General features: G+C 52.9%; 20 protein-coding genes and 1 pseudogene. 11 read left to right on the top strand and 10 right to left on the bottom strand.

Annotation, left to right across the window (positions count from 1 at the left end):
• Nucleotides 1–470 (bottom strand): annotated as a pseudogene (locus HFM78_RS03295) (cyanophycin synthetase); the annotation flags it as partial.
• Nucleotides 471–795: 325 nt separating this feature from the next.
• On the opposite strand from HFM78_RS03295, the gene HFM78_RS03290 reads away from it, so the two are divergent.
• On the top strand, nt 796–1,104 hold the full coding sequence (locus HFM78_RS03290) for a hypothetical protein (RefSeq protein ID WP_287127994.1): 309 nt from the start codon (nt 796–798) through the stop codon (nt 1,102–1,104).
• A 38-nt stretch (nt 1,105–1,142) separates the two neighbouring features.
• The gene (gene recQ / locus HFM78_RS03285) at nt 1,143–2,966 is read left to right on the top strand and encodes a DNA helicase RecQ (protein ID WP_287127993.1); all 1,824 of its coding nucleotides are present in this window, start codon (nt 1,143–1,145) and stop codon (nt 2,964–2,966) included.
• 354 nt (nt 2,967–3,320) lie between these two features.
• Here the strand turns inward: recQ and HFM78_RS03280 are convergent, their stop codons facing one another.
• From HFM78_RS03280 to HFM78_RS03260, 5 genes are all read right to left on the bottom strand, one after another.
• A complete protein-coding gene (locus HFM78_RS03280; RefSeq protein ID WP_287127992.1) occupies nt 3,321–3,509 on the bottom strand; it encodes a hypothetical protein in 189 nt (62 codons plus the stop codon).
• Between the two features lie 15 nt (nt 3,510–3,524).
• The gene (locus HFM78_RS03275; protein WP_287127991.1) at nt 3,525–5,465 is read right to left on the bottom strand and encodes a serine protease; all 1,941 of its coding nucleotides are present in this window, start codon (nt 5,463–5,465) and stop codon (nt 3,525–3,527) included.
• Nucleotides 5,419–5,718, bottom strand: a complete 300-nt coding sequence (locus tag HFM78_RS03270; protein WP_287127990.1) for a CU044_2847 family protein — start codon at nt 5,716–5,718, stop codon at nt 5,419–5,421. The genes HFM78_RS03275 and HFM78_RS03270 overlap by 47 nt, the downstream gene beginning before the upstream one ends.
• Nucleotides 5,719–5,827: 109 nt before the next feature.
• The gene (locus tag HFM78_RS03265) at nt 5,828–6,052 is read right to left on the bottom strand and encodes a hypothetical protein (RefSeq protein ID WP_287127989.1); all 225 of its coding nucleotides are present in this window, start codon (nt 6,050–6,052) and stop codon (nt 5,828–5,830) included.
• A gap of 873 nt (nt 6,053–6,925) precedes the next feature.
• Nucleotides 6,926–7,144: a hypothetical protein gene (locus HFM78_RS03260; protein WP_287127988.1), complete on the bottom strand. Its 219-nt coding sequence runs from the start codon at nt 7,142–7,144 to the stop codon at nt 6,926–6,928.
• A 379-nt stretch (nt 7,145–7,523) separates the two neighbouring features.
• Here HFM78_RS03260 and HFM78_RS03255 point away from each other — a divergent pair, with 379 nt between their 5' ends.
• The 5 genes from HFM78_RS03255 to HFM78_RS03235 all read left to right on the top strand — a co-directional run bounded on the left by HFM78_RS03255 (nt 7,524) and on the right by HFM78_RS03235 (nt 11,279).
• The gene (locus HFM78_RS03255) at nt 7,524–8,183 is read left to right on the top strand and encodes a hypothetical protein (RefSeq protein WP_287127987.1); all 660 of its coding nucleotides are present in this window, start codon (nt 7,524–7,526) and stop codon (nt 8,181–8,183) included.
• 233 nt (nt 8,184–8,416) lie between these two features.
• Nucleotides 8,417–8,605, top strand: a complete 189-nt coding sequence (locus HFM78_RS03250; protein ID WP_287127986.1) for a DUF2949 domain-containing protein — start codon at nt 8,417–8,419, stop codon at nt 8,603–8,605.
• The gene (locus tag HFM78_RS03245) at nt 8,606–10,123 is read left to right on the top strand and encodes a TCP-1/cpn60 chaperonin family protein (protein WP_287127985.1); all 1,518 of its coding nucleotides are present in this window, start codon (nt 8,606–8,608) and stop codon (nt 10,121–10,123) included.
• Nucleotides 10,120–10,818 carry a hypothetical protein gene (locus tag HFM78_RS03240; RefSeq protein ID WP_287127984.1) on the top strand — a complete coding sequence of 233 codons (699 nt, stop codon included), beginning with the start codon at nt 10,120–10,122 and terminating at the stop codon, nt 10,816–10,818. The genes HFM78_RS03245 and HFM78_RS03240 overlap by 4 nt, the downstream gene beginning before the upstream one ends.
• Nucleotides 10,819–10,853: 35 nt before the next feature.
• Nucleotides 10,854–11,279 carry a tetratricopeptide repeat protein gene (locus HFM78_RS03235; protein WP_287127983.1) on the top strand — a complete coding sequence of 142 codons (426 nt, stop codon included), beginning with the start codon at nt 10,854–10,856 and terminating at the stop codon, nt 11,277–11,279.
• On the opposite strand, the gene lepA is transcribed toward HFM78_RS03235, so the two are convergent.
• The 3 genes from lepA to HFM78_RS03220 form a co-directional block, all read right to left on the bottom strand.
• Nucleotides 11,280–13,088: a translation elongation factor 4 gene (gene lepA, locus HFM78_RS03230; protein ID WP_287127982.1), complete on the bottom strand. Its 1,809-nt coding sequence runs from the start codon at nt 13,086–13,088 to the stop codon at nt 11,280–11,282.
• A 100-nt stretch (nt 13,089–13,188) separates the two neighbouring features.
• Nucleotides 13,189–13,941, bottom strand: coding sequence for an outer membrane protein (locus HFM78_RS03225; protein ID WP_287127981.1), 753 nt, complete (start codon nt 13,939–13,941; stop codon nt 13,189–13,191).
• 140 nt (nt 13,942–14,081) lie between these two features.
• Nucleotides 14,082–15,824, bottom strand: coding sequence for a DUF885 family protein (locus tag HFM78_RS03220; protein ID WP_287127980.1), 1,743 nt, complete (start codon nt 15,822–15,824; stop codon nt 14,082–14,084).
• 63 nt (nt 15,825–15,887) lie between these two features.
• Between HFM78_RS03220 and HFM78_RS03215 the strand changes: the two genes are divergently transcribed.
• Complete coding sequence (locus tag HFM78_RS03215) at nt 15,888–16,814, top strand: NAD(+) kinase (RefSeq protein ID WP_287127979.1); 927 nt, start codon at nt 15,888–15,890, stop codon at nt 16,812–16,814.
• A gap of 1 nt (nt 16,815) precedes the next feature.
• Here HFM78_RS03215 and HFM78_RS03210 read toward each other — a convergent pair whose 3' ends face one another.
• The gene (locus tag HFM78_RS03210) at nt 16,816–17,334 is read right to left on the bottom strand and encodes a type IV pilin protein (protein WP_287127978.1); all 519 of its coding nucleotides are present in this window, start codon (nt 17,332–17,334) and stop codon (nt 16,816–16,818) included.
• Nucleotides 17,335–17,533: 199 nt separating this feature from the next.
• On the opposite strand from HFM78_RS03210, the gene HFM78_RS03205 reads away from it, so the two are divergent.
• From HFM78_RS03205 to HFM78_RS03195, 3 genes are all read left to right on the top strand, one after another.
• Nucleotides 17,534–17,983 (top strand): Fur family transcriptional regulator, encoded by a 450-nt coding sequence (locus tag HFM78_RS03205; RefSeq protein ID WP_287127977.1) that lies wholly within the window; start codon nt 17,534–17,536, stop codon nt 17,981–17,983.
• Entirely contained in the window at nt 17,983–19,008 is a 1,026-nt protein-coding gene (gene hrcA / locus HFM78_RS03200; protein WP_287127976.1) for a heat-inducible transcriptional repressor HrcA, read from the top strand. Before HFM78_RS03205 ends, hrcA begins: the two co-directional genes overlap by 1 nt.
• A gap of 76 nt (nt 19,009–19,084) precedes the next feature.
• Nucleotides 19,085–19,630, top strand: coding sequence for a DUF3122 domain-containing protein (locus HFM78_RS03195; protein ID WP_287127975.1), 546 nt, complete (start codon nt 19,085–19,087; stop codon nt 19,628–19,630).
• The last annotated feature ends 24 nt before the right edge of the window (nt 19,631–19,654 follow it).

Genomic DNA, 19,654 nt, shown 5'->3' with positions numbered 1-19,654 from the left:
TCTTCGCGGATCTCGCGCAGTTCCTGAATATCCTCTTCGAGGTCGTAGGTCTCACCCGCCAACAACATATTGACTAACCGCACCGCCGCCCGGGCGGCGAACCGACCCGCCTGCTCTTCAATGTAAGAGAAGACGACGTTATAAACACCGGGCGTGCGCGTGGAGCGGGTCCGACCAAAGCCGACATTCATCCCCGCCAAGGCTTGCAACTCCAAGGCGACATGTTCGACGACATGGCCCATCCAAATCCCTTCGCGCAACCGTTTGAGGAAGCCACCGAGATGGTTCTCAGAGCAAAAATGATTGTAGAGAGACGGCATCAACCGTTCGAGATGACCGACAAATTCGGGTAGGCCGTTGGTGGGTTGCTCCTCCAATTCCTCCAAGTCCAACTGCATCACAATCAGGTTGTGACGACGAATGCTCCAGTAATTGGGTCCCCGCAGGGCACGGATGCTCAGGATACGCATGGAGATGAAATGCCTAGATCTTGCTAAACTTATCACTTTCAGCCGGGAAGGGGGTAGTCTCACCTATCAAATCCGGTACTGGGTCAGCAAAAAAGCAGAATTAACTTAGAAACTCTGGGAGTGATCAGTATAATAAGAGGAAAATTTAAGGTGCGTCATGCAAATCGGTTTGCTTGAAGTAGCTGGGGCCTTTGCCGCCGCCCTAGTTGCCGGAATTTTCGCCACGTTACTCGCCTCTTCCCTCGGGAAATAATTGCCGAGCGGGGGTCTTACTCCCGCTACCCCTAATTTTTGGTGTTTACGTTCTATCGCGGTTGAGGTTTTTGTGTCCTCCTTGACTCCCGTCCATCGTCGCGCCTTGGCCCTTAACGGTCTATTGATTTTGGTATTACTGGGTCTGGGCGGATTACTTTACCGGAGCTTGCTCCAGTTGACGAATTACTATCTGCAACAACAAACCCACACGCAACAGCTAGCCCTGGAATTGGATAAAGCCCAGCGGGTCTATCAACAGCGTCAACGACGTTTTGAACGGGCCTTTGATGGCACCCAGCGGTCAGCTTTACTCAAAGAACGTTACGGTCTCGTCCACCCCCAAGACCGCCCAGTAAAATGGGAGCAACCCGTTGATTGAGTCGGGGTATAAAAAGTAAGCTCCCCGGTAAGCAAGCCATGCTCCAGTCCCCACTGACTGTTTCCCTTAAAACCTATTTTGGCTACGACCACTTCCGGCCTGGACAACAGGCAGTAATTGAAGACCTGCTCCAGGGCCGCGATGCCTTGGTGGTCATGCCCACGGGCGGTGGTAAATCCCTGTGCTACCAGTTGCCTGCCCTCTTGCAGCCCGGATTGACTGTCGTGGTGTCACCCTTAATTGCCCTGATGCAGGACCAAGTGGCGGGGCTGGGGGATCTGGGAGCGACCTTCCTCAATAGCACGCTGAGTCTGGCGGAGGTCCGCGAACGGGAGGCGAGTATTTGGCAAGGACAAATTAAGCTCCTCTACGTGGCTCCAGAACGGTTAGTGGGCGAGGGGTTCTTGAATTTTTTGGAGCGGGTGCGGGCGAAATTGGGGTTGAGTTTGTTTGCGGTGGATGAGGCGCACTGTGTCTCGGAGTGGGGCCACGATTTTCGCCCAGAGTACCGCCAACTCAAGTTCCTGCGCGAGCGGTTCCAGGGGGTGCCCGTGGTGGCCTTGACGGCGACGGCAACAGACCGGGTGCGAGCGGATATCTGTCGGCAGTTGGCCTTAGTTGAACCCACCCTCCACTTGGGGAGTTTTCATCGGCCCAATCTCTATTACGAGGTCATCCCCAAGAGCAAAGACAGTTACCGGGTCCTCTTGGGGCGGGTGCGGGCTGAGGCCGGGGCAGGCATCATCTATTGTCTCAGCCGTAGCCAAGTGGACCGACTCAGCCAAAAACTCCAACAGGACGGGATACAAGCTCTCCCCTATCATGCGGGGCTGGCTGATGATGAACGTGCCCGGAACCAGACTCGGTTTATCCGTGATGACGTGGGGGTGATGGTGGCGACGGTGGCTTTTGGCATGGGGATTAACAAACCGGATGTGCGTTTTGTCATCCACTACGACCTACCCCGGAATCTGGAGGGTTATTACCAAGAGGCAGGACGGGCAGGGCGCGACGGGGAACCAGCCCGCTGTACGCTTTTTTTGAGTTATGGGGACAGTCACCGCATTGAGTACATGATTGGTCAGCGCACGGACCCCAAGGAACAACAGGTGGCCCGTCAACAGTTTCGGCAAGTGTTGAGTTACGCCGAGGGGAGCGACTGCCGGACCCGCATCCAGTTAGCCTACTTTGGTGAGGCTCTGACGGAGCCTTGCGGGCACTGTGATAACTGCTGTACGCCCCAACCGACCGAGGACTTGACCATTGAGGCCCAGAAGTTGATTTCCTGTGTCGCCCGTTGTCGAGAACACTTTGGCATGGGTCATGTCGTGGATGTCTTGCGCGGTTCCCAGAACCAGCGGGTCCTGCAAAACGAACACCATCTCCTCTCCACCTATGGCATTGGTCGGGACCGGAGTGCGAATTTCTGGCGGAGCCTAGGACGCTCCTTGATCCAACAGGGGTTGCTGACAGAAACCGGAGAGTTCCCGGTGCCCAAGCTCAATGACCAGAGTTGGCTGGTGCTGCGTGGACAGCGCAAGGTTGAACTGGTACTCCCGGTGATTCCTCCCACCCGTGAGACGGTAGCTACATCCACAACTACGACGACCCTTAAGCCCCAAGCCGAGGACTTATTCCAACAGTTGCGGGCCTTACGCAAACAACTGGCGGATGCCCAGTCTGTCCCGCCCTACGTGGTCTTCCCGGACAGTACGCTCCGTCAGATGGCCCAGGAACAACCCCAGACCCTCGCCCATTTCGCCCGACTCAGTGGTGTGGGTAGCCGCAAACTCACCCAGTACGGTCCCCAGTTCACCGAACTAATCCGCGTTTGGCAGGAGTCTAACACCAAGTCCCGTTGATTACCCCGCCCTGTCCATAAATACCCACCTAAGTTTTGAAAGGGGACTTGCTAAATAGAGTTTTAAATAATCCTAGGGGTACGTGAATTAGGAGTGTCAAGGAACGCATTTGAGATAGTATCCCTCATCCACCTGTATCCCAATTCGATAGGTCAGTCCTGGTAAAAAGACCCAGTTCACCTTTTTGTATCCCAGCTAGCTCACCGTAGCCTAGCTTTTTCGCGCTAGCACCTCAGTCAAAACTTAGTTGTCCTTCTGCCTCCAGTGGTAGAGACCAGTGTGGCAAGGAGTGACTGGGACTGAGGTGTGGGTGGATGAGCTTGCAGCATTTTCGACCAAGTCATCTCAATAAAATTAATCCTGGTCTGGCTGTCCAGCGTAGTAGCTTTTTGGTTCGTCAATTGGTGTAGCACCATACTGTTGCGCGTTGCGTTGGATAGCCGCTTCGCTATCAATCAGCACTTGCTCAATATCAGAAAAGCGGTCATGGGTAGTTTTCGCAACGGCTTTTTTCAGACTTCGGAACTGATTGGTTCTTTGCATGTTGATTTCCCTGAACTATGGGTCTGTTGTGGTCGCTGGTCTTGAACCAGTGAGTTCCAGCAGTGGAAAGTGCTGTAGTCCTTGGTACAGTTGGGGTAGACTAGCTCTACCCAATTTAGCATGCTGTATGGTAAAAGCTTTGTAGGCTTCCCCAATAAGTGGTGCAGCCTGACGTTGCGCGATCCTAAGCCACTGATCATGGTAAGCCCTGGAGCATTTATTCCTCTCAGCAGAGATGATATTTACATTCAAGATAGCGAGCATTTTCCGTTCGCCGGGTTGGGACTCTAAAAAAAGTGGTAAAGATACAAATGCAGCTAGCTTAAGCCGTTCGCTTAGATACTTTTCCCATCTTGACCTCGAAGCAGAAGGTAAGTCTGTACCAAAGGGAGGTAGATCGTCTAGGAGGATAGAAGAGCCTTTAACATTACGGTATGCTTCTAATGCGCCGGGGGTAGATATGTTAGCCTCTTCAACAACCGGCAGCCAAAACCCCAAATGCTGCTCTGTAGTATTTGTTTCAGTAACCACAACTAAGTAGGTATCCGCATCTGTGTGCCCCTCCCACAGGTAAGAAGCTAACTTAATATTATCTTGCGCTATCTGTGACGCAAAAATATTTGACCGTAAGTCTTCTTTCTTAATTGGAATCATGAGATTTGCAAAGAAGCCATAGGTTTCCCCTTCTGGAATATCTACGAGAACTCGGCAAACCACCTGCGAAGCAAGTATTAGAGCATTTTTGATAATACCGCCAGCAAGTCGCCGATCGCGTTTTGAAGGGGGTCTACTGACAATATCTAGGAGCGTAAGATTTAACTTCAAGCTTTGAGTTGATTTTTCAGAGGGCAGGATCTCTGATGATGAACTAGCATACTCCAATAAACTACGACGGCGGCGAATCCATAAACTCAGGACTGGATGCTCCCTAGCAATTTTCTCGCAAGCTTGGTCCAGTCGAACGTAAAACAGTCTCAACTCAAGTCCACGCACTCCTGAGTCTACTCTGATTTGTTCTAAATGGTTCAGATTGAAGTTTGGCGCAAGCCACAGCCATGCAGAATACTCAAGGCGTTGCTTAAAGTCTTGCGAACGAAAAATTTCATCAAAATTATAGCTGTTTCTAGCTAACGAACTGACTGATTCTGTCCCAGAGGGAGTTTCATTAGGTAATCTGGTAGTGTGTATTCTAACATAGTTACTAATTGCTCCCTGCTCACAGCTCAAATATGGAATGGTGGGTAACATTTGAGCCTTAGACATTGTGAATGCTTGTTCCCAACGGACATTTTGTTGATGAAACAAGTTATGTTGTTCTCGCAACCCGTCATGGCGTGAAAATAGACTTTGGATAGATATCGCACGTCCGCCTAAGTCTTGATTTTTATCACGAGAGATACTTAGAATAGCCTGAACTCGATGAGTACGACAATTTAAAACGGGTGCTCCACTAAATCCAGGAACAGCCTGACCACTTTTCAGCTTGAGGAGTTTTTCATTTCCCTCTAAGAAGGTAATTCCTTCATAATCGAAGGTAGCGGAATCACCATTCGTATAGTTCTCTGAATAGCCTATAGTAAAAAAACTATCATCAGTATTGGTAATATCAGCTTCCAGGGATGCGTGAACACAAGGAATATTCAACGGGATTTCCCTAACCTGTAATAATACCAAGTCTATCTCAGCGTATTCTATAAAGATCTCAGCCTGAAGTTGTTGCATTTTCCAAAAAATAGATATTACTGGAGCAGGTAAAACTTGAGTGGGTAAGACATGAGCACAAGTAATCACTAAGCCTGGAGCAATAAAGAAACCTGTTCCCCTACTGTTTCCTGACTGGATACGGACGGTACACTCCCTAAAAAATTCAATCTGTGAGTCATTCATAACCTTGCCTATCCTTCCTTGATTAAGAATTTTGCCATTCAAAGCTGACTTCAAGATTAGCTTCGCCACTACCCTCAGTTACTAAGGCCATAAGTTTCCCAGATTTCATGGCAACTTTGATACCAAACTTTACAATCACCTTCTTGGGTTTGATTGTTTCAATTGAGTCCTTGATTATCGCGAGTGTGTTTTCAATGGTTTGAGTGATAACGGTAGCATCCATGAATCCATCAAATGTGCCGATTTGTTCCTCGCCACCGCCACTTGTGCCTTCAAATTGTACGATTTCTCCACTAGCTAACTTAACTTGAATTATCTCCACTTGATTTTTCCAGGAAGTATGGCCTTTAACGTACCATACAACCCTTAAATCATCAAGCTTCTTAACCCCATATTTTGGGGGCTTGGGGCACTTACCTAGCAAATACGATTTACATACCTTCCTCGACCATATGCTGTATGCTAGCTTCTTCACGGAAGACGCGGCTGAGGCTGACATAGGGACCTTTGAGTAGAGGGATGTTACGGGTTTCTTCCAGATTGAGTAGGGTACGCATCTGAGCGTAGAGATGGGCATCGGTAAAAGGATAGGCAGTAAGTTGGTACCGCAGGAAGTCGCTGACTATTTTTTCTGTGTAGACGATTAGGTTAAGCATGGGGGGTATATAAGCGCGGTAATGTATTCCAATGTACAACATCATCTGTAAGTTTTTGGCGGAGTGACCTTACCCCGAGTTAGTGGAGGGTTACCCTTTACCTTAGGGTACGAAAGAAGAAATTGCAGCAAGGGCTGTAGGACTTAGCGACAATGGATCTAGCCACAGTGAACCTGGTATTTCTTTTCCCGTAAACCCAAAGCTCCCATACCAATTATGTAATTTTTGATACCTTTCCCATGCTTCTAAAGTTGTTGGGAGTATCGGAATTTTAAGTTTTATGGACTGCTTTTTTTGAGCAAGCAAGTAGCTGATTGTATAATCGAGCAATTTAGAACCAAGCTTTATCCCTTGATACCTATCTAAAATACGAATGCTGTGAAGATTTCAAAAATCAAATCTGCCATTGCTTATGGTATTTCCAAGACTCGTCTGATTATCATTAAGAATAATATCTATACGTATCTCGCTTCCAATTTCTTGAAATGTAAATGTAGTACCTGCACTTAAGCTTGGGTAAAAAACAATATTTTGTGTAATTCCCCAATGCTCAATGGAACTCTTTATTTTTTCCTCCTCTAGGGGCAACAGTGAAGAATTGAACTCTAAGCGAAAACCGCCAGAAATGCTTGACACTTAAGGAACTTCGTTGACGAAATGCAGGCAAACAAGATTGATGACTTCTTCAGGGGTCATTTCTTTTTCTCAATTACAGACTTTCATTCTACCTCAGTTTGATTGTCATCTTTTATTTCTCCTTTTTTTGTTTTGCGCTTCAACAACATTCCCAAACAGATTGGTCTGTAACGGATTTCCAAAGAGGTCTGTGGGCTGTGGAAATTTTTCCTCAGTATACTGCGCTAAAGGTTCAGGCTAGTGTAAATTCCTCAGACGGCATAGGTTCTTAGCGTGATGCTCACATTCTGCCCAGGATTCTTCAGGGGTGCCTTCGAGTTGCCAGGGGAGGAAGCGGGAGCCTAATCGGGCAGCGACGGGTTGCGGTTCCTTGGCGCGGTCATCATGACCTAGACCGTAATCAGCTAACCGCAGAGTTTCCGGGAGCATCCAGGCTTCACCATCGTTGAGATTCAAGAAAGCGTCTAGTCCAAGTTTTACCTCGATACTAAGGTGGTTTTTGTAACCAAAATGATGTTTTCCATGACCAGGATCACCTTTACGTCCTCAGCAATGATTTCCATAGTCTCAGCACCTCCCTCTATTACCCAAGCACCCTCCTCTACCACTTAAGCAACGACTCCTACCCGCCAAGCAGCGATTCCTACTCGCTGAGCAATGATTTTTACGGGCTAAGCAACCGCTCCTACCTGCTAAGCAACGACTTTCACCGACTGAGCAACCGTTCATACTGGTTGCGTCGCCATTCCTACCAACTAAGCAACCATTTTTACGACACAAGCAGCAATTTTCGCCCCGTTTGGGCACCCTTAGGAGCGAATCCACCGAGGAACCTATGGTCAGCCGTCCTAGCCAGAGTATCGAAAGTCGTTTGAGCTTTTACCAAACCGCCCTGACCAATGCCACGTCTAGTTCTGAAGTCCAGACTGCTTTAGCTGAATTCGGTTATGACGCCCAGAAGCTCCAGGTGGGCCAAGCCCTCTACGACCAAGCCTTCAGTACCCAGATGCAACAGCAAAAAGAGTATGGCGAACAGCACAAGGCCACTCAGCAACTGAACCAACTCTGGGAAACCGCCGACACCAGCTATATGCGCTTTGTGCAGACCGCCCGGGTCGCCTTTAAAAATGATCCCAGCGCACAGCTTCAACTTGCCCTCAACGGACGGCGCAAAACCACCATTGCCGGATGGCTCCTCCAGGCCAGCCTGTTGTATACCCATGCCCTAGCCAGCCCGGCCTTCCTTGCTAGCCTCAATAACTACGGCATCACCGCTGAGAAACTGCAAACTGGACAAGCCCAACTTCAAGCTGTGGCTGGTGCCAAAGCTGCTCAGGAAAAAGAGAAAGGAGAAGCCCAAGCTGCAACCCAAACACGGGATGGGGCACTAGAAGCCCTAGAGGAATGGATGGATGACTTTCTCGACATTGCCCGTATTGCGTTAATAGAGCAAGCGCAATTTCTGGAAATACTCGGACTTAAACAGTCTTCATGAGCGATTCCCTAAATCCCTCTTACAAAGGAGGCCTTTAAGAGCCTGTTGAGTAGGGCGACTCAAACAGACTCCTTCCCCCCTTGAAAAGGGGGGGCAGGGGGGCTCGCTTAGGGTCAAAATCCCCATGCCGAGGAGGACCAAGCCCTGTAGAGTAATTTCAGGGATCAGGGGCGTGAAACTTTCAGGTCTCTAGTACGTCCGAAGGCAGCAAGACGCGTGGTAAGGGGGTTGGGGTGAGTGCATCTTGTCAGCAGTTGATTCAGTTTTTACAAAAGGAACTAGGGTTGTCCCTCCCCGCCATTCACCTCGGGCTGCGCCGTCAACAGGAACAGGGCGGGCCGTTACCGATTATCTTGTATCAGTTAGGTTTGATTGATGTGGTGCAGGTGAATCGTTTGTACGAGTGGACTTGGACGAGCTAAATGCCCAGCGAAGAAGCTTCTACCCATCTCAAAGTCCTCAGGACCAATATCGCGGCGGTGCAAGTCCTGGTGGAGACCGTCGCCGGGACCCTGGGACCCAAGGGCCTAGATATCCTTTTGGTGGATGATGTCGGTCAGATGGTCGTGACCAATGACGGGATTGAGATTTTACGACAGTCAGACTTCCAACATCCGGCGGCGCGGCTGGCGGTGGCGGCCCTCCAAGCCCAGGAACAACAGGTGGGCGACGGGACGACTACCGCGACCGTTCTGACCGGGGCTCTATTGAGTGCGGCCCTCAAAGCCTTGGAGCAGGGCGTACCCGTGAATTTGCTGCTACGGGGAATTCAGCGGGGTATCGCTTGCGCCATCACACACCTTAAGGCGACCGCCAGCCAAGTAGATATCGCTGACCCAGCTCTTTACCAAGCTGTCCTCGTGGCAGCGCGGGGGGATGAAACCCTGGCCCAGCTAGTTTGGCAAGCCGCTCAACACCTCGGCAGGGAACGACTGCTAGACCCCGAGACGCGCCTGGGTGAATGGGTCGTGAGCCGGGTAGGGGCGGTGTCTGAAGTGATTGCCGGGGTGGTGGTGAGCAAACGTCCCCTCAACTCGCCCTTAGCCGATTGGCAGGCTACGGGCGGGGTCCTGGTCCTCAGTGACAGTCTGGAACCCGAAAGCTTTGACGGTCAGACCCTTGCGACTGAGCATGGCTTCAGCCGTTACCTCGAAGAACAACAACGCTTCCAACAAGCCTTGCATCGCCTCGTCGCCCTCGGCGTCCGGCTAGTGGTGACTGAGAAAGGAATGTCCCCCCTCGCGGAGAGCTTTTGTGATGAACAGGGAATTTTGGCCCTCAGTCGGGTCCTAACCCGTGACCGCGAGCGTATCTGTCGGCTGACCGGGGCTAGACCCGCCAAAACCGCTGTCCTCTACCGTTCAGCCCCGGAAGTCAAAGCCCACTTGGGCCAGAGCGAACTAACCTACCGCAAAGCCACCGCCCAAGTCATCCTTCAGGGTGGAGCCGGGACCGCTCAAGCCACCATCGTCGTCGGGGCCTTGAGTGAGGAGACCGCAGCAGAACAAGAGCGCATTACCGTGGACAGCACCGGAGCCCTACAAGCCGCCCTCCGTAGCGGGGTCGTGGTCGGCGGCGGGGTGGCAGAACTCACTTGCCGCCGCTTAGTCCAAGCCTTGCAGGAACAGACTGAAGACTTGAGCCGTTACGGGGTCGCCTGTGTCCATCAGGCCCTCGCCAAGCCCCTAGAGCAAATCATCTTCAACAGTGGTTACGCACCGCTCGAAAAAGTCGCCCTCGTCGAGACCGCGCAGACGAAGACAAGCAACCCCAACCTAGGCATTGACTGTGAGACCGGACAGGTCACGGACCTAGCCCAGTTGGGTATTTTTGATCCAGCGGAGGTCAAGGTCCAGGCTCTCACGGTAGCGGCGGAGATCACTCTGCGGATTTTACGTATCCAGACCTTGATTCGCCGTCGCCCCGACCCGACGCCATGAAACTCTGGCCCTGGGTCCTCCTCTTCACGCTAGAACCTCTCCCCGTTTTGTCCGCCCCCGAGACGCTCCCAGTTACAGAGGCACGGGGTCAACTGAAAATTATCAACCGGACCGGGCTTGCTGTCCGCCTGGTCATTGCCCCCCAAAATCTCCTCCCGCGCAGCTTCCACTGGGACCTCATCCCCCAAGCCGGGAACAGACGTGAACTCCGCTTAGAGCTTGAAGGCCGGTCTTTAGTCTTGACTCCCGGCGATGTCTTGGCAGCTTTCACGGGAACAGACCACTGGGGACCCTGGGTCGTCGGACGGGCCACGCCGCTCGTTTGGAATGAACGTAAACGGCTCTGGACCCTGACCCTCACCCCCGGTCCCCATCCGCCCCGCTCTATTACTCAAGAAGTCAACCGTCTGGGTCCACTGCGAGTCGGCAATGCTACGCCCCTACCTGTACGCGTGGTCTTGACCAAAACCGATGGCAAGCCCCAAGCCTGGGACCTCGCCCCCCGCCAAGCTAGTAACGAAGGCCAAGAACTTATCACTGCCAACACCCCGGCCCAAGCCGCCGAGGGCGACCTTTTGTTGATTTTTGCCACTGACGGCTCCCGTCGTTACTGGGGTCCGAATGTTCTAGGCTTCACCCCCGCGCCTTTTTGGGACAGCCGCCGCCGCCTCTGGACTACCGTGGTCCGCCCGTGAGCGTGGTATCTTGGCGTTGACAAAGGGGGTTCAAAATGAGGGTGCGTGGGTTATTTCTAATTTTGCTCGGGCTATGGACGGGGGGAGTCGCCGCCCAGACGGTGAATGAGCAGCTTAGCCAAGGGGCGAACCGTGCCCAGGCCAAGGATTATCAGGGCGCGGTCACAGCCTATACCCAGGCTATTCAGGTCAAGCCTTTACCCGAAGCCTTCACCGGACGGGGCGGAGCGCGGTTTTTCCTGGGGGATAGTCGGGGGGCAATTGAAGACTTCAATCAAGCGATCCAACTCAATCCCCAGTACGCCGAGGCTTACAATAACCGGGGCGCAGTCAAGGAGAACCAAGGGGATATCGCCGGGGCCATTGATGACCTGCGCCAAGCCGCCCAGCTTTTCCAGACTCAGGGGGAAGCGGGTTTGGCCCAGCGGATACGCGATATGATCCTGCGTCTGCAACAGTAGTCAACTGTCCAGTTTCAAGACCGACATAAAGGCTTCTTGCGGCACTTCCACAGACCCGACCGCCTTCATCCGTTTCTTGCCTTCTTTTTGTTTTTCCAAGAGTTTCTTTTTACGGGAGATATCGCCGCCGTAACATTTGGCGAGGACGTTTTTGCGGAGGGGCGCGATATTCTCACGGGCCACCACCTTAGCCCCAATCGCCGCTTGAATCGGGATTAGGAACTGTTGACGGGGAATCAATTCCTTGAGTTTGGCAGTCAACTGCCGACCAATACTCGGGGCTTTGTCGGCGTGAACAATCGCGGAGAGGGAATCCACCGCTTCCCCATTGAGCATGATATCCAGCCGCACCAAACGGTCCTCTCGGTAGCCCAGGAATTTATATTCCAAGGAGGCATAGCCCCGCGAGCGTGATTTGAGTTGGTCAAAGAAGTCACTGATGACCTCAGCTAAGGGGATTTCGTAAATCAACGTCGTGCGCGTAGGCGTGATGTAATTCATATTCATAAAAATCCCGCGCCGCATCTGGCACAACTCCATCAAAGTCCCCACATAGTCCGGCGGGGTAATGACCTCAACCTTGACGTAGGGCTCCTCAATCTTGATCCGTTTGTCCGGGGGCGGTAACTCCGAGGGGTTCTGAATCGAGATGATGGAGTTATCGTTGAGGGTCACTTGGTAGACCACCGAAGGGGCCGTGGTAATCAAGGTCAAGTTGTACTCGCGTTCCAACCGCTCCTGGACAATCTCCATGTGCAACAGACCCAAGAACCCGCAGCGAAAGCCAAAGCCTAGGGCCGAAGAGGTCTCCGGTTCATAGGTGAGGGCCGCATCGTTGAGACTCAGTTTCCCTAGGGCCTCGCGCATATCTTCAAATTCATCGGAGTCCGTTGGATAGAGACCACAGAAGACCATCGGTTGCGCCTGCCGATAACCGGGTAAGGCTTGGGCCGCTGGTCGCTGGACCAGGGTAATCGTATCCCCCACCCGCGCATCCTGGACCGCCCGGATTTGACCCGCGAGATAACCCACCTCCCCGGCATGGAGGCTATCCACCTGGACTTGGTTGGGTTTGAGGATGCCTAGCTCGTCAATCTCGAAGTCCCGGCCCGAGTTCATAAAGCGAATCCGGTCCCCGCGCCGCATCTGCCCCGCCATCACCCGGAAGTAGACTACCACCCCGCGATAGGCATCATAGTAACTATCAAAAATCAACGCCTGTAACGGTTCAGCCACGGTGTCCTGAGGCGGCGGGACCTGGGCGACAATTGCCTCCAGGATGTCCGCTACCCCAATCCCTTCTTTAGCTGAAGCATGAATAATGTTGGTGCAGTCCAACCCGACCATCTCCTCAATTTCATTTTTGACCCGCTCCGGCTCTGAACCAGGGAGGTCAATCTTGTTGAGGACGGGGATAATTTCCAAGTTGTGTTCAAGGGCGAGATACACGTTTGCCAAGGTCTGCGCCTCGACCCCCTGGGAGGCATCTACCACCAACAATGCTCCCTCACAGGCCGCCAAGGACCGGGATACCTCGTAGGTGAAGTCCACGTGACCGGGGGTGTCAATCAGGTTCAGGATGTAAACCTGTCCGTTGCGGGCTTGGTATTCCATCCGCGCTGCTTGGAGCTTGATGGTGATCCCGCGCTCGCGCTCTAGGTCCATGTTGTCGAGATACTGGGCCACCATCTCGCGCTTACTGACCGTCTCTGTGGTCTGCAAGAGGCGATCCGCTAGGGTGGACTTGCCGTGGTCAATGTGGGCAATGATACAGAAGTTGCGGATGTTGGCTACGGCTACGTCGGTCATCGGGTCTTTCCCACAGCTTCATCCCCGATCCTACTCGCTGTTTAGCCAATCTCAGCGGGGGTCTAGAACTAAGCCAAACCCCCCAGGCCGCGAACAAAGCCTAAAACGCGAACCGGACCCCAAGCTCCACACTGTTGATGCTGGTGTTCCCGGTATTGAATTCTAGAGATGACCCTTTCAACAAGGTCTGACCCGTTGCCTGGTAGCGGTAGCCCACGTTAAGTACGGCGGACTCGCTAAAGGCATAGTTGATGCCAGCCTTACCCTGGTAGGCAAAAACCGCGCTAGTGGAACTGATGGGTGGTTTCCTAGTTAGGTCGTTGGGGTTGTCAAAGACCTGCCCAAAGATAATCAACGGTCCAAAACCGGGGGGTGGCGGCAGGTCATCAAAGGCAATCCCTTCCGCGTTATAGACTATGAGTCCAAGACCCCCACCGATGTAGAAGCCCAAGGGCGAGGTGGCAAAATCAGTGTTGTCGTAATAACCATTGACCATCACCGAGAAAGCACTGAGGCTGCCAATACCCGGCACTGTAGCCCCATTACCACTTACGCTCGCCACACTCGCATTGACATAGGAAAACTCCAAATCAGCCCGAAAAGGCTCCGCAAACTTGTAACCCACGGCCAAGTTCGCACCGTACCCCGTGTTGAAATTAATCGTAGAGTTCAGATTTAGTCGGGTTACAGGCCCCCCGTCCTCTCTAACTTGGTTTGTGAAGTCTAAAATACCGTTGAAGGGCGTGATAAAGGAAAGATTCCCCCCAATCGAACCGTAGTAGCCGGGTGTGGTCTGGGCTTCCACCGCTACTGGCACACAGGCCAACAGTAGGGCAAACAGGGTCTTCTTCACGGGCACTCCTCGTCGCTTCAGAATGGATATCGCTACTCCTGGATATTATCCATCGGTAACTTTTACTACCACTGACCGTTTATCAGAATAGACCAAAGTGGTCCCAACCGAGGTAATCCGCTATACACGGACCAAAATAATTACCGCGCCGCCAGCCAGTTGTCCACATTGCGCTCCAGGATATCCAGCGGCACTGCTCCAGACCCCAAGACTACCCCATGAAATTCGCGGATATCAAATTTATCCCCCAGGCGCGACCGGGCGCGGGTACGGAGTTCTTGGATTTTGCGCTCCCCGATTTTGTAGGCGAGGGCTTGACCGGGCATGACAAGGTAGCGGTCAATCTCGTTGATGACATCCAGCTTTTGTTTAGCGGCGTTGGCGAGGAAATAATCAATCGCTTTTTGGCGGTCCCAACGGTAATGGTGCAGCCCGGTGTCCACGACTAAGCGCACCGCCCGCCACATCTCGTAGGTGAGTTGCCCAAATTTATCGTAGGGGTCTATGTAGAGTCCCAGGTCCTCCCCTAAGGACTCGGCGTAAAGTCCCCAGCCCTCAATAAAAGCGGTGTATCCTCCGTAGCGACGGAAATTAGGGATTTCGCCTAGCTCCTGGGCCAAGGCAATCTGGAGGTGATGACCAGGTACGGCTTCATGGAGCGAGAGGGCCATCATCTCGTACTTGGGCCGGGACTCGGGTTTGTAGAGATTGACATAGTAGATACCCGCCCGCGAACCGTCGGCGGCGGGTTGCTGGTAGTAGGCGGTGGTTGTATCCGGGGCAGCGGCGGCGGGGATCGGTTCGATGGCGTAGGGCATCCGGGGCAGGGTCTTAAAAAGGGTGACCAAACCAGGATCAATCCGCCGCGACATCGCCCGGTAGCTCGTTAATAGTTCCTCGGGGGTCTGGTAATAAAACCGCTGATCCGTCCGCAAAAACGTCAAGAACTCGGCAAATGTTCCTTTAAAACCGACTTTTTGGATGACCGTATCCATCTCGCCCCGGATGCGTTTGACTTCCGCTAGTCCTAGCTCGTGGATCTGGGCGGGGGTCATAGCAGTCGTGGTGTATTTCCGGGCCAGGAGCGTATAAAATTTATCGCCGTTGGGAATTTGCCACACACCCACGGACGCAAAGGAGGCGGGTAGGTATTTCTGAACTAAAAAAGTCTTGAGCTTACGGTAACTGGGCAGGATACGCGTCTGAATTGCGGTTTTGGCAGCCTGTTGGAGACGGGCTTGTTCTGGTGGCGGGATATCTTTAGGGAAACTACGGAAGGGTTTATAAAAAGGACTCGCTTCGGGCGTAGGGACGAGTTGTTGGTCCACTTGGGCAGGGACACGGGCCATCACCACGCTGGGTAACAAAGTCCGGGTACGGACGCCCTCTTGCATCAAGCCCAACGTTTGGTCCATGTAGACTGGAAACCGCCTGAGTCGGTTGAGCCAGTCCTCGTAATCCTTGACTGTGTTGAACTGAAGGAGGTCCGCTAGTTCATGGGCCGTCTGGATGCCACCGCGCTGGTTGAGGGGAATGCGATACCCACCGTAGGCAAACTCAGCCACCTTAAGCTGATACTCGCGCTCAAAAAGATCGTAATTTAACTGGTCCGCAATAGGTAATTCTGCCCGATTAAAACCTTGTAATTCCTTAAGCACCGCTCGGTCATGGGCATGGCGATTTTGAACTGCTTTTAAACTCAAGTCCTGCCAACGGTCATTGTAGCGACGCTCCCCCAAGGTCGAAGCCTCGACCGGGTCCTGGGCCAGTTGGTAAGCCCACTCTTTGGTAAAAAAGCTATCCAGGGTCTGGGCCAAGACGGGCGGTACACTCCACAGGGTCACAGCCCCTAGCACGGTGAGGAGACGGTTTTTCTGCAGCATGGGCAGCACACTCAAAGCAGATCGAGCCTACCATAAGCTAATGAGGATAGGCAGACTAGACGCATGGGGATCACTAAGGTCGGGATCATTTATAACGACACCAAGTCTTCGGCCCTCCGTGCGGTCAAAGACCTCACTGAGCTACTCGAAACTCACCATTGTCAAGTCCACCTCACCACGGGCCGCAACGGAATCTTGGGCTTTCCAAACCGCACCGGACCCGTCTGTTACACCCCGATTAATCAGGTAAATGCAGCGGGCTTTGATGAGGAGATGGGTTTTGCCATTGTCTTGGGCGGAGATGGCACGGTCTTAGCGGCAGCCCGTCAACTGGCTCCCAAAGGCATTCCCCAACTGAATATCAATACCGGGCACATGGGCTTTTTGACAGAGACCTATCTGGGACAGGCCCACCAAGCCGTCGAACAGGTTTTGGCGGGTGAATTTCGCTGTGAAGAACGCTCCATGCTGGAGGTCTACGTCCTCCGTAAACAGGAGCGCGTCTGGGAAGCCTTGGTCCTCAACGAGGCTGTAGTTCACAAAGAACCCTTCACCGGGATGTGTCATTTTGAGGTCAAGATTGGTTTGCATCACCTCGTAGATATCGCTGCTGATGGCCTGATTATCGCTACGCCCACGGGTTCCACGGCCTACGCCCTCTCGGCTGGGGGTCCAGTCATTACCCCAGAAGTCCAGGTCTTCCAGGTCGTCCCGATTTGCCCCCACTCGCTCGGGGCGCGGGGTCTGGTCTATGCCGACAGTGAGCCTTTAATCCTCTATCCACCCAGTAACCACGAACACGTCATCTTGAGTACCGATGGGTCCTCAGGTTGTTTTGTCCTACCCACAGACCATATCGAGATCTCCCGTTCGCCCTACCGCACCCAGATCATCCGGTTGAAAGCCCCAGAGTTTTTTGAAATGCTCCGTGAAAAATTGGGCTGGGGTCTGCCCCATATCGCCAAGCCCGAATCCGTTGAACTCCCCTAGATTACTGGTCATTGTCAGCGTCTAGGAGCGTCCGTCCTAAGCGTCGCTCAGTGTAGACGGCAAGATTCTGAATTTGGATGTTCCCAGCCGTGCCGACCCCGCCAACTCGCCAGGTATCGTCCGTTCCAACTACGGCATAGTCCCAGCTAGCTCCTGTAACGTTTGCCCCGAGCAGCGTAGACATCGCTGTGTCATCGCCACGAACAACTAGAGGCGGCGTGTTGTTGGCTAGACCCTGGGCATTGGCAGCCTGCGTAGCTGTGCTTGGTAAAAAGAGAATCTGGTCTTCATCCAGAACTGTACCGACGGTAAGGTAAGTTTGGTTGTCATAAAAGTAGGCTTCTTCGCCCGTGTTAATCACACTCAGAACTGACGTTGCCTCGGTCGTGCGGGCTTTGTTGGTCTGGCCCAACAGGTTCGGCAGGGCAATAGCTGCTAAAACACCGATGATCACCACGACCACTAACAATTCAATCAACGTAAAACCATGCCTCTGCTTGAGAAGGGTTTGTCTCGTCATGGGGAAGTTCCTGCCGGGATACTAGGGTTAGGATGCCCTTTCCCGTCAAAACTGCGTCAGCCATTTCAAAAAAGTGTTTTACTTCTTTAGTCAAAAGGCCAGATTCAGTGAAAAGTCAATGGGGAAATCCCTGAAACCCAGCCTTTACCCTAGTTATGTAAAATTCTCGCTAAAATGGTACAATATTCAATCCCTAGTATTGATTGAACAACCCGGTCTCACCATGGTCGCTACACCCCGTGCCAATCTTGAAGCTGTTTTGGAACGCTGCAAACATCAAGGGATGCGCTTAAGTCCCCAGCGGCGGGCCATCTTAGACTTGCTGTGTAACTCCGAGAACCACTTGAGCGCGGGGGCCATCTACCAGCAATTGACCCAGGCCGGACAACCCGTGGGTTATTCCTCGGTCTACCAAAATCTCGAAGCCCTAGCCCGTAAAGAATTTATTGAGGTCCTCAAGGATGGCAGCGGGAACCGTTACGGTTGGCGGCCTGACTCCCACCATCACTTCCACTGCACCCGCTGCGGGGTCATCTTAGATGTAGATTTGCCCGATACCGTCGCCCGTTTCAACGAACAAATTCAGGGGCGGGTGGACCGTTGTCGGGTGGACTTGTATGGTGTGTGTGCAGCCTGTGAGATGCCCTGATGAAATTAAACCCCCGTCACCGCCAAATTCTCTGGGCCACGGTCAAGCATTATATTAATACGGCTGAACCCGTCGGCTCTAAGATGCTGGTGGAAGCCTACCAGCTAGAGTTGAGTTCCGCCTCAATCCGCAACGCCATGAATGCTCTAGAGCAGGCGGGGTTACTCTTCCAGCCCCACACCTCGGCGGGGCGCGTGCCCTCGGACTCGGGCTACCGCGTTTACGTGGATGAACTTTTGGCTCCCTCAGCAGCCTTGACGCGTGAGGTCCGCGAAGTCGTCCTCAAGCATCTCGACGATGAATTGCACCGCAGTCTAGAGAGCCTGTTAGAGCGCACAGCGCGGTTACTGGCGATGCTCACGGGTTGTGTGGCGTTGATTACGGCTCCGGTGAAGAGTTTTGATACGGTACGCCATTTGCGTCTAGTCCCAGTCAGTGAAGGCCGCGCCCTCTTGGTCCTAGTTGCCGACACGCTCCAGACCTATTCACTGATCGTTACACTCCCGGCGGGCGTAGCGACGGAGGATCTAGACCTCATCAACAATTTCCTCAATACCCACTGCTCTAACTGCTCCCTCCAGGACCTCAGTGGTAGTGATGACCCGCTGTGGCAAGAGTTTCGCCAGTGGACCGATTTCTTGCGCGGGTTAGTCGGGCTGATTCGTGAGGAAATCCTAGTACCTCAAGTGGGTCAGATTTTTGTCAGTGGTCTGACCGAACTAATGCGTCAACCCGAGTACAGCCAGCCCCAGCGGTTGCAAGAACTTATCGGTCTCTTGGAGGAGGAAAGAGTCCATTTGGCTCAACTGCTCAAGGACGAGGCCAAACCCCGCACCTCAGTCCGCATCGGCACGGAGAATCCCCTCACCCCGATGCATGGCTGTAGTCTGGTGAGCCGGACTTTTTCCTACCAGGGCCTCTATGGGGGTTCGGTGAGTGTGCTAGGGCCGACCCGTCTACCCTATGACCGAGCCATTGCCTCAGTAGAAGCGACCGCTGACCACCTCTCTACCACAGTTCCCTAAGAGGGGATGGGCAACAAAAATTTAAGTTTCACCTGATTCTTCTTGGTACAGTGAGGCTAAGCGACGAGTCATGAACTTGAATAAACTGTTGGTCTGGGTGGTAATTTTGTTAGCGGGTTGTGCCAGCACGACGCCCACGGAAGTAGCCGTCAAGGTGCCCACGGACCAGGAAATTAAGGCGCGGATTGTCCGTACTGGCGAGCGCAAGGCCAACGGCGTCTTCTACACAATTGAGGACCGCATCAAAGACACCAAGGGCGATACTTGGCGTGTCGGCTTCCTCAAGATCTACCGTGAGAGCGGCAAGGTCTATGAGTTCGTCCAGATCCGCGTGGACCCCCAATACAGCAACTACGCCATCAGTACCGCAGAGCCTCTAGTCCTCAAGACGGGCGAGCAAGCCACCAACCTCATCAATGAATCCCAGGAGCGCAACCGGGTCGGCTACTACGAAGTGACCAAAAGTTTTGCTCAGATTGAGCAGAATGGCGGTGCAACCTTGACTCTCCCCCTAGCCAAGGAGCAACGGACCCTGGTTATTGATGCCGCCGTCCTCAAGGGCTGGCAAAAAGTTCACGGGATCGCTGGACCCAACGATTTTTACCCGGCAGCTAACTATTGAACTTAAGAAAATATGTATGGTTGT

It is taken from the genome of Candidatus Cyanaurora vandensis (assembly GCF_013285555.1).
Classification (GTDB): domain Bacteria; phylum Cyanobacteriota; class Cyanobacteriia; order Gloeobacterales; family Anthocerotibacteraceae; genus Cyanaurora; species Cyanaurora vandensis.
This window is presented reverse-complemented; position numbering and strand designations above follow the sequence as displayed.

Excerpts from the sequence above, each read along its gene's own strand:
- recQ (WP_287127993.1), top strand. The coding sequence starts at position 1,143 with ATGCTCCAGTCCCCACTGACTGTTTCCCTTAAAACCTATTTTGGCTAC.
- HFM78_RS03280 (WP_287127992.1), bottom strand. The coding sequence starts at position 3,509 with ATGCAAAGAACCAATCAGTTCCGAAGTCTGAAAAAAGCCGTTGCGAAA.
- HFM78_RS03265 (WP_287127989.1), bottom strand. The coding sequence starts at position 6,052 with ATGCTTAACCTAATCGTCTACACAGAAAAAATAGTCAGCGACTTCCTG.
- HFM78_RS03255 (WP_287127987.1), top strand. The coding sequence starts at position 7,524 with ATGGTCAGCCGTCCTAGCCAGAGTATCGAAAGTCGTTTGAGCTTTTAC.
- HFM78_RS03245 (WP_287127985.1), top strand. The coding sequence starts at position 8,606 with ATGCCCAGCGAAGAAGCTTCTACCCATCTCAAAGTCCTCAGGACCAAT.
- HFM78_RS03240 (WP_287127984.1), top strand. The coding sequence starts at position 10,120 with ATGAAACTCTGGCCCTGGGTCCTCCTCTTCACGCTAGAACCTCTCCCC.
- HFM78_RS03235 (WP_287127983.1), top strand. The coding sequence starts at position 10,854 with ATGAGGGTGCGTGGGTTATTTCTAATTTTGCTCGGGCTATGGACGGGG.
- lepA (WP_287127982.1), bottom strand. The coding sequence starts at position 13,088 with ATGACCGACGTAGCCGTAGCCAACATCCGCAACTTCTGTATCATTGCC.
- HFM78_RS03220 (WP_287127980.1), bottom strand. The coding sequence starts at position 15,824 with ATGCTGCAGAAAAACCGTCTCCTCACCGTGCTAGGGGCTGTGACCCTG.
- HFM78_RS03215 (WP_287127979.1), top strand. The coding sequence starts at position 15,888 with ATGGGGATCACTAAGGTCGGGATCATTTATAACGACACCAAGTCTTCG.
- HFM78_RS03210 (WP_287127978.1), bottom strand. The coding sequence starts at position 17,334 with ATGACGAGACAAACCCTTCTCAAGCAGAGGCATGGTTTTACGTTGATT.
- hrcA (WP_287127976.1), top strand. The coding sequence starts at position 17,983 with ATGAAATTAAACCCCCGTCACCGCCAAATTCTCTGGGCCACGGTCAAG.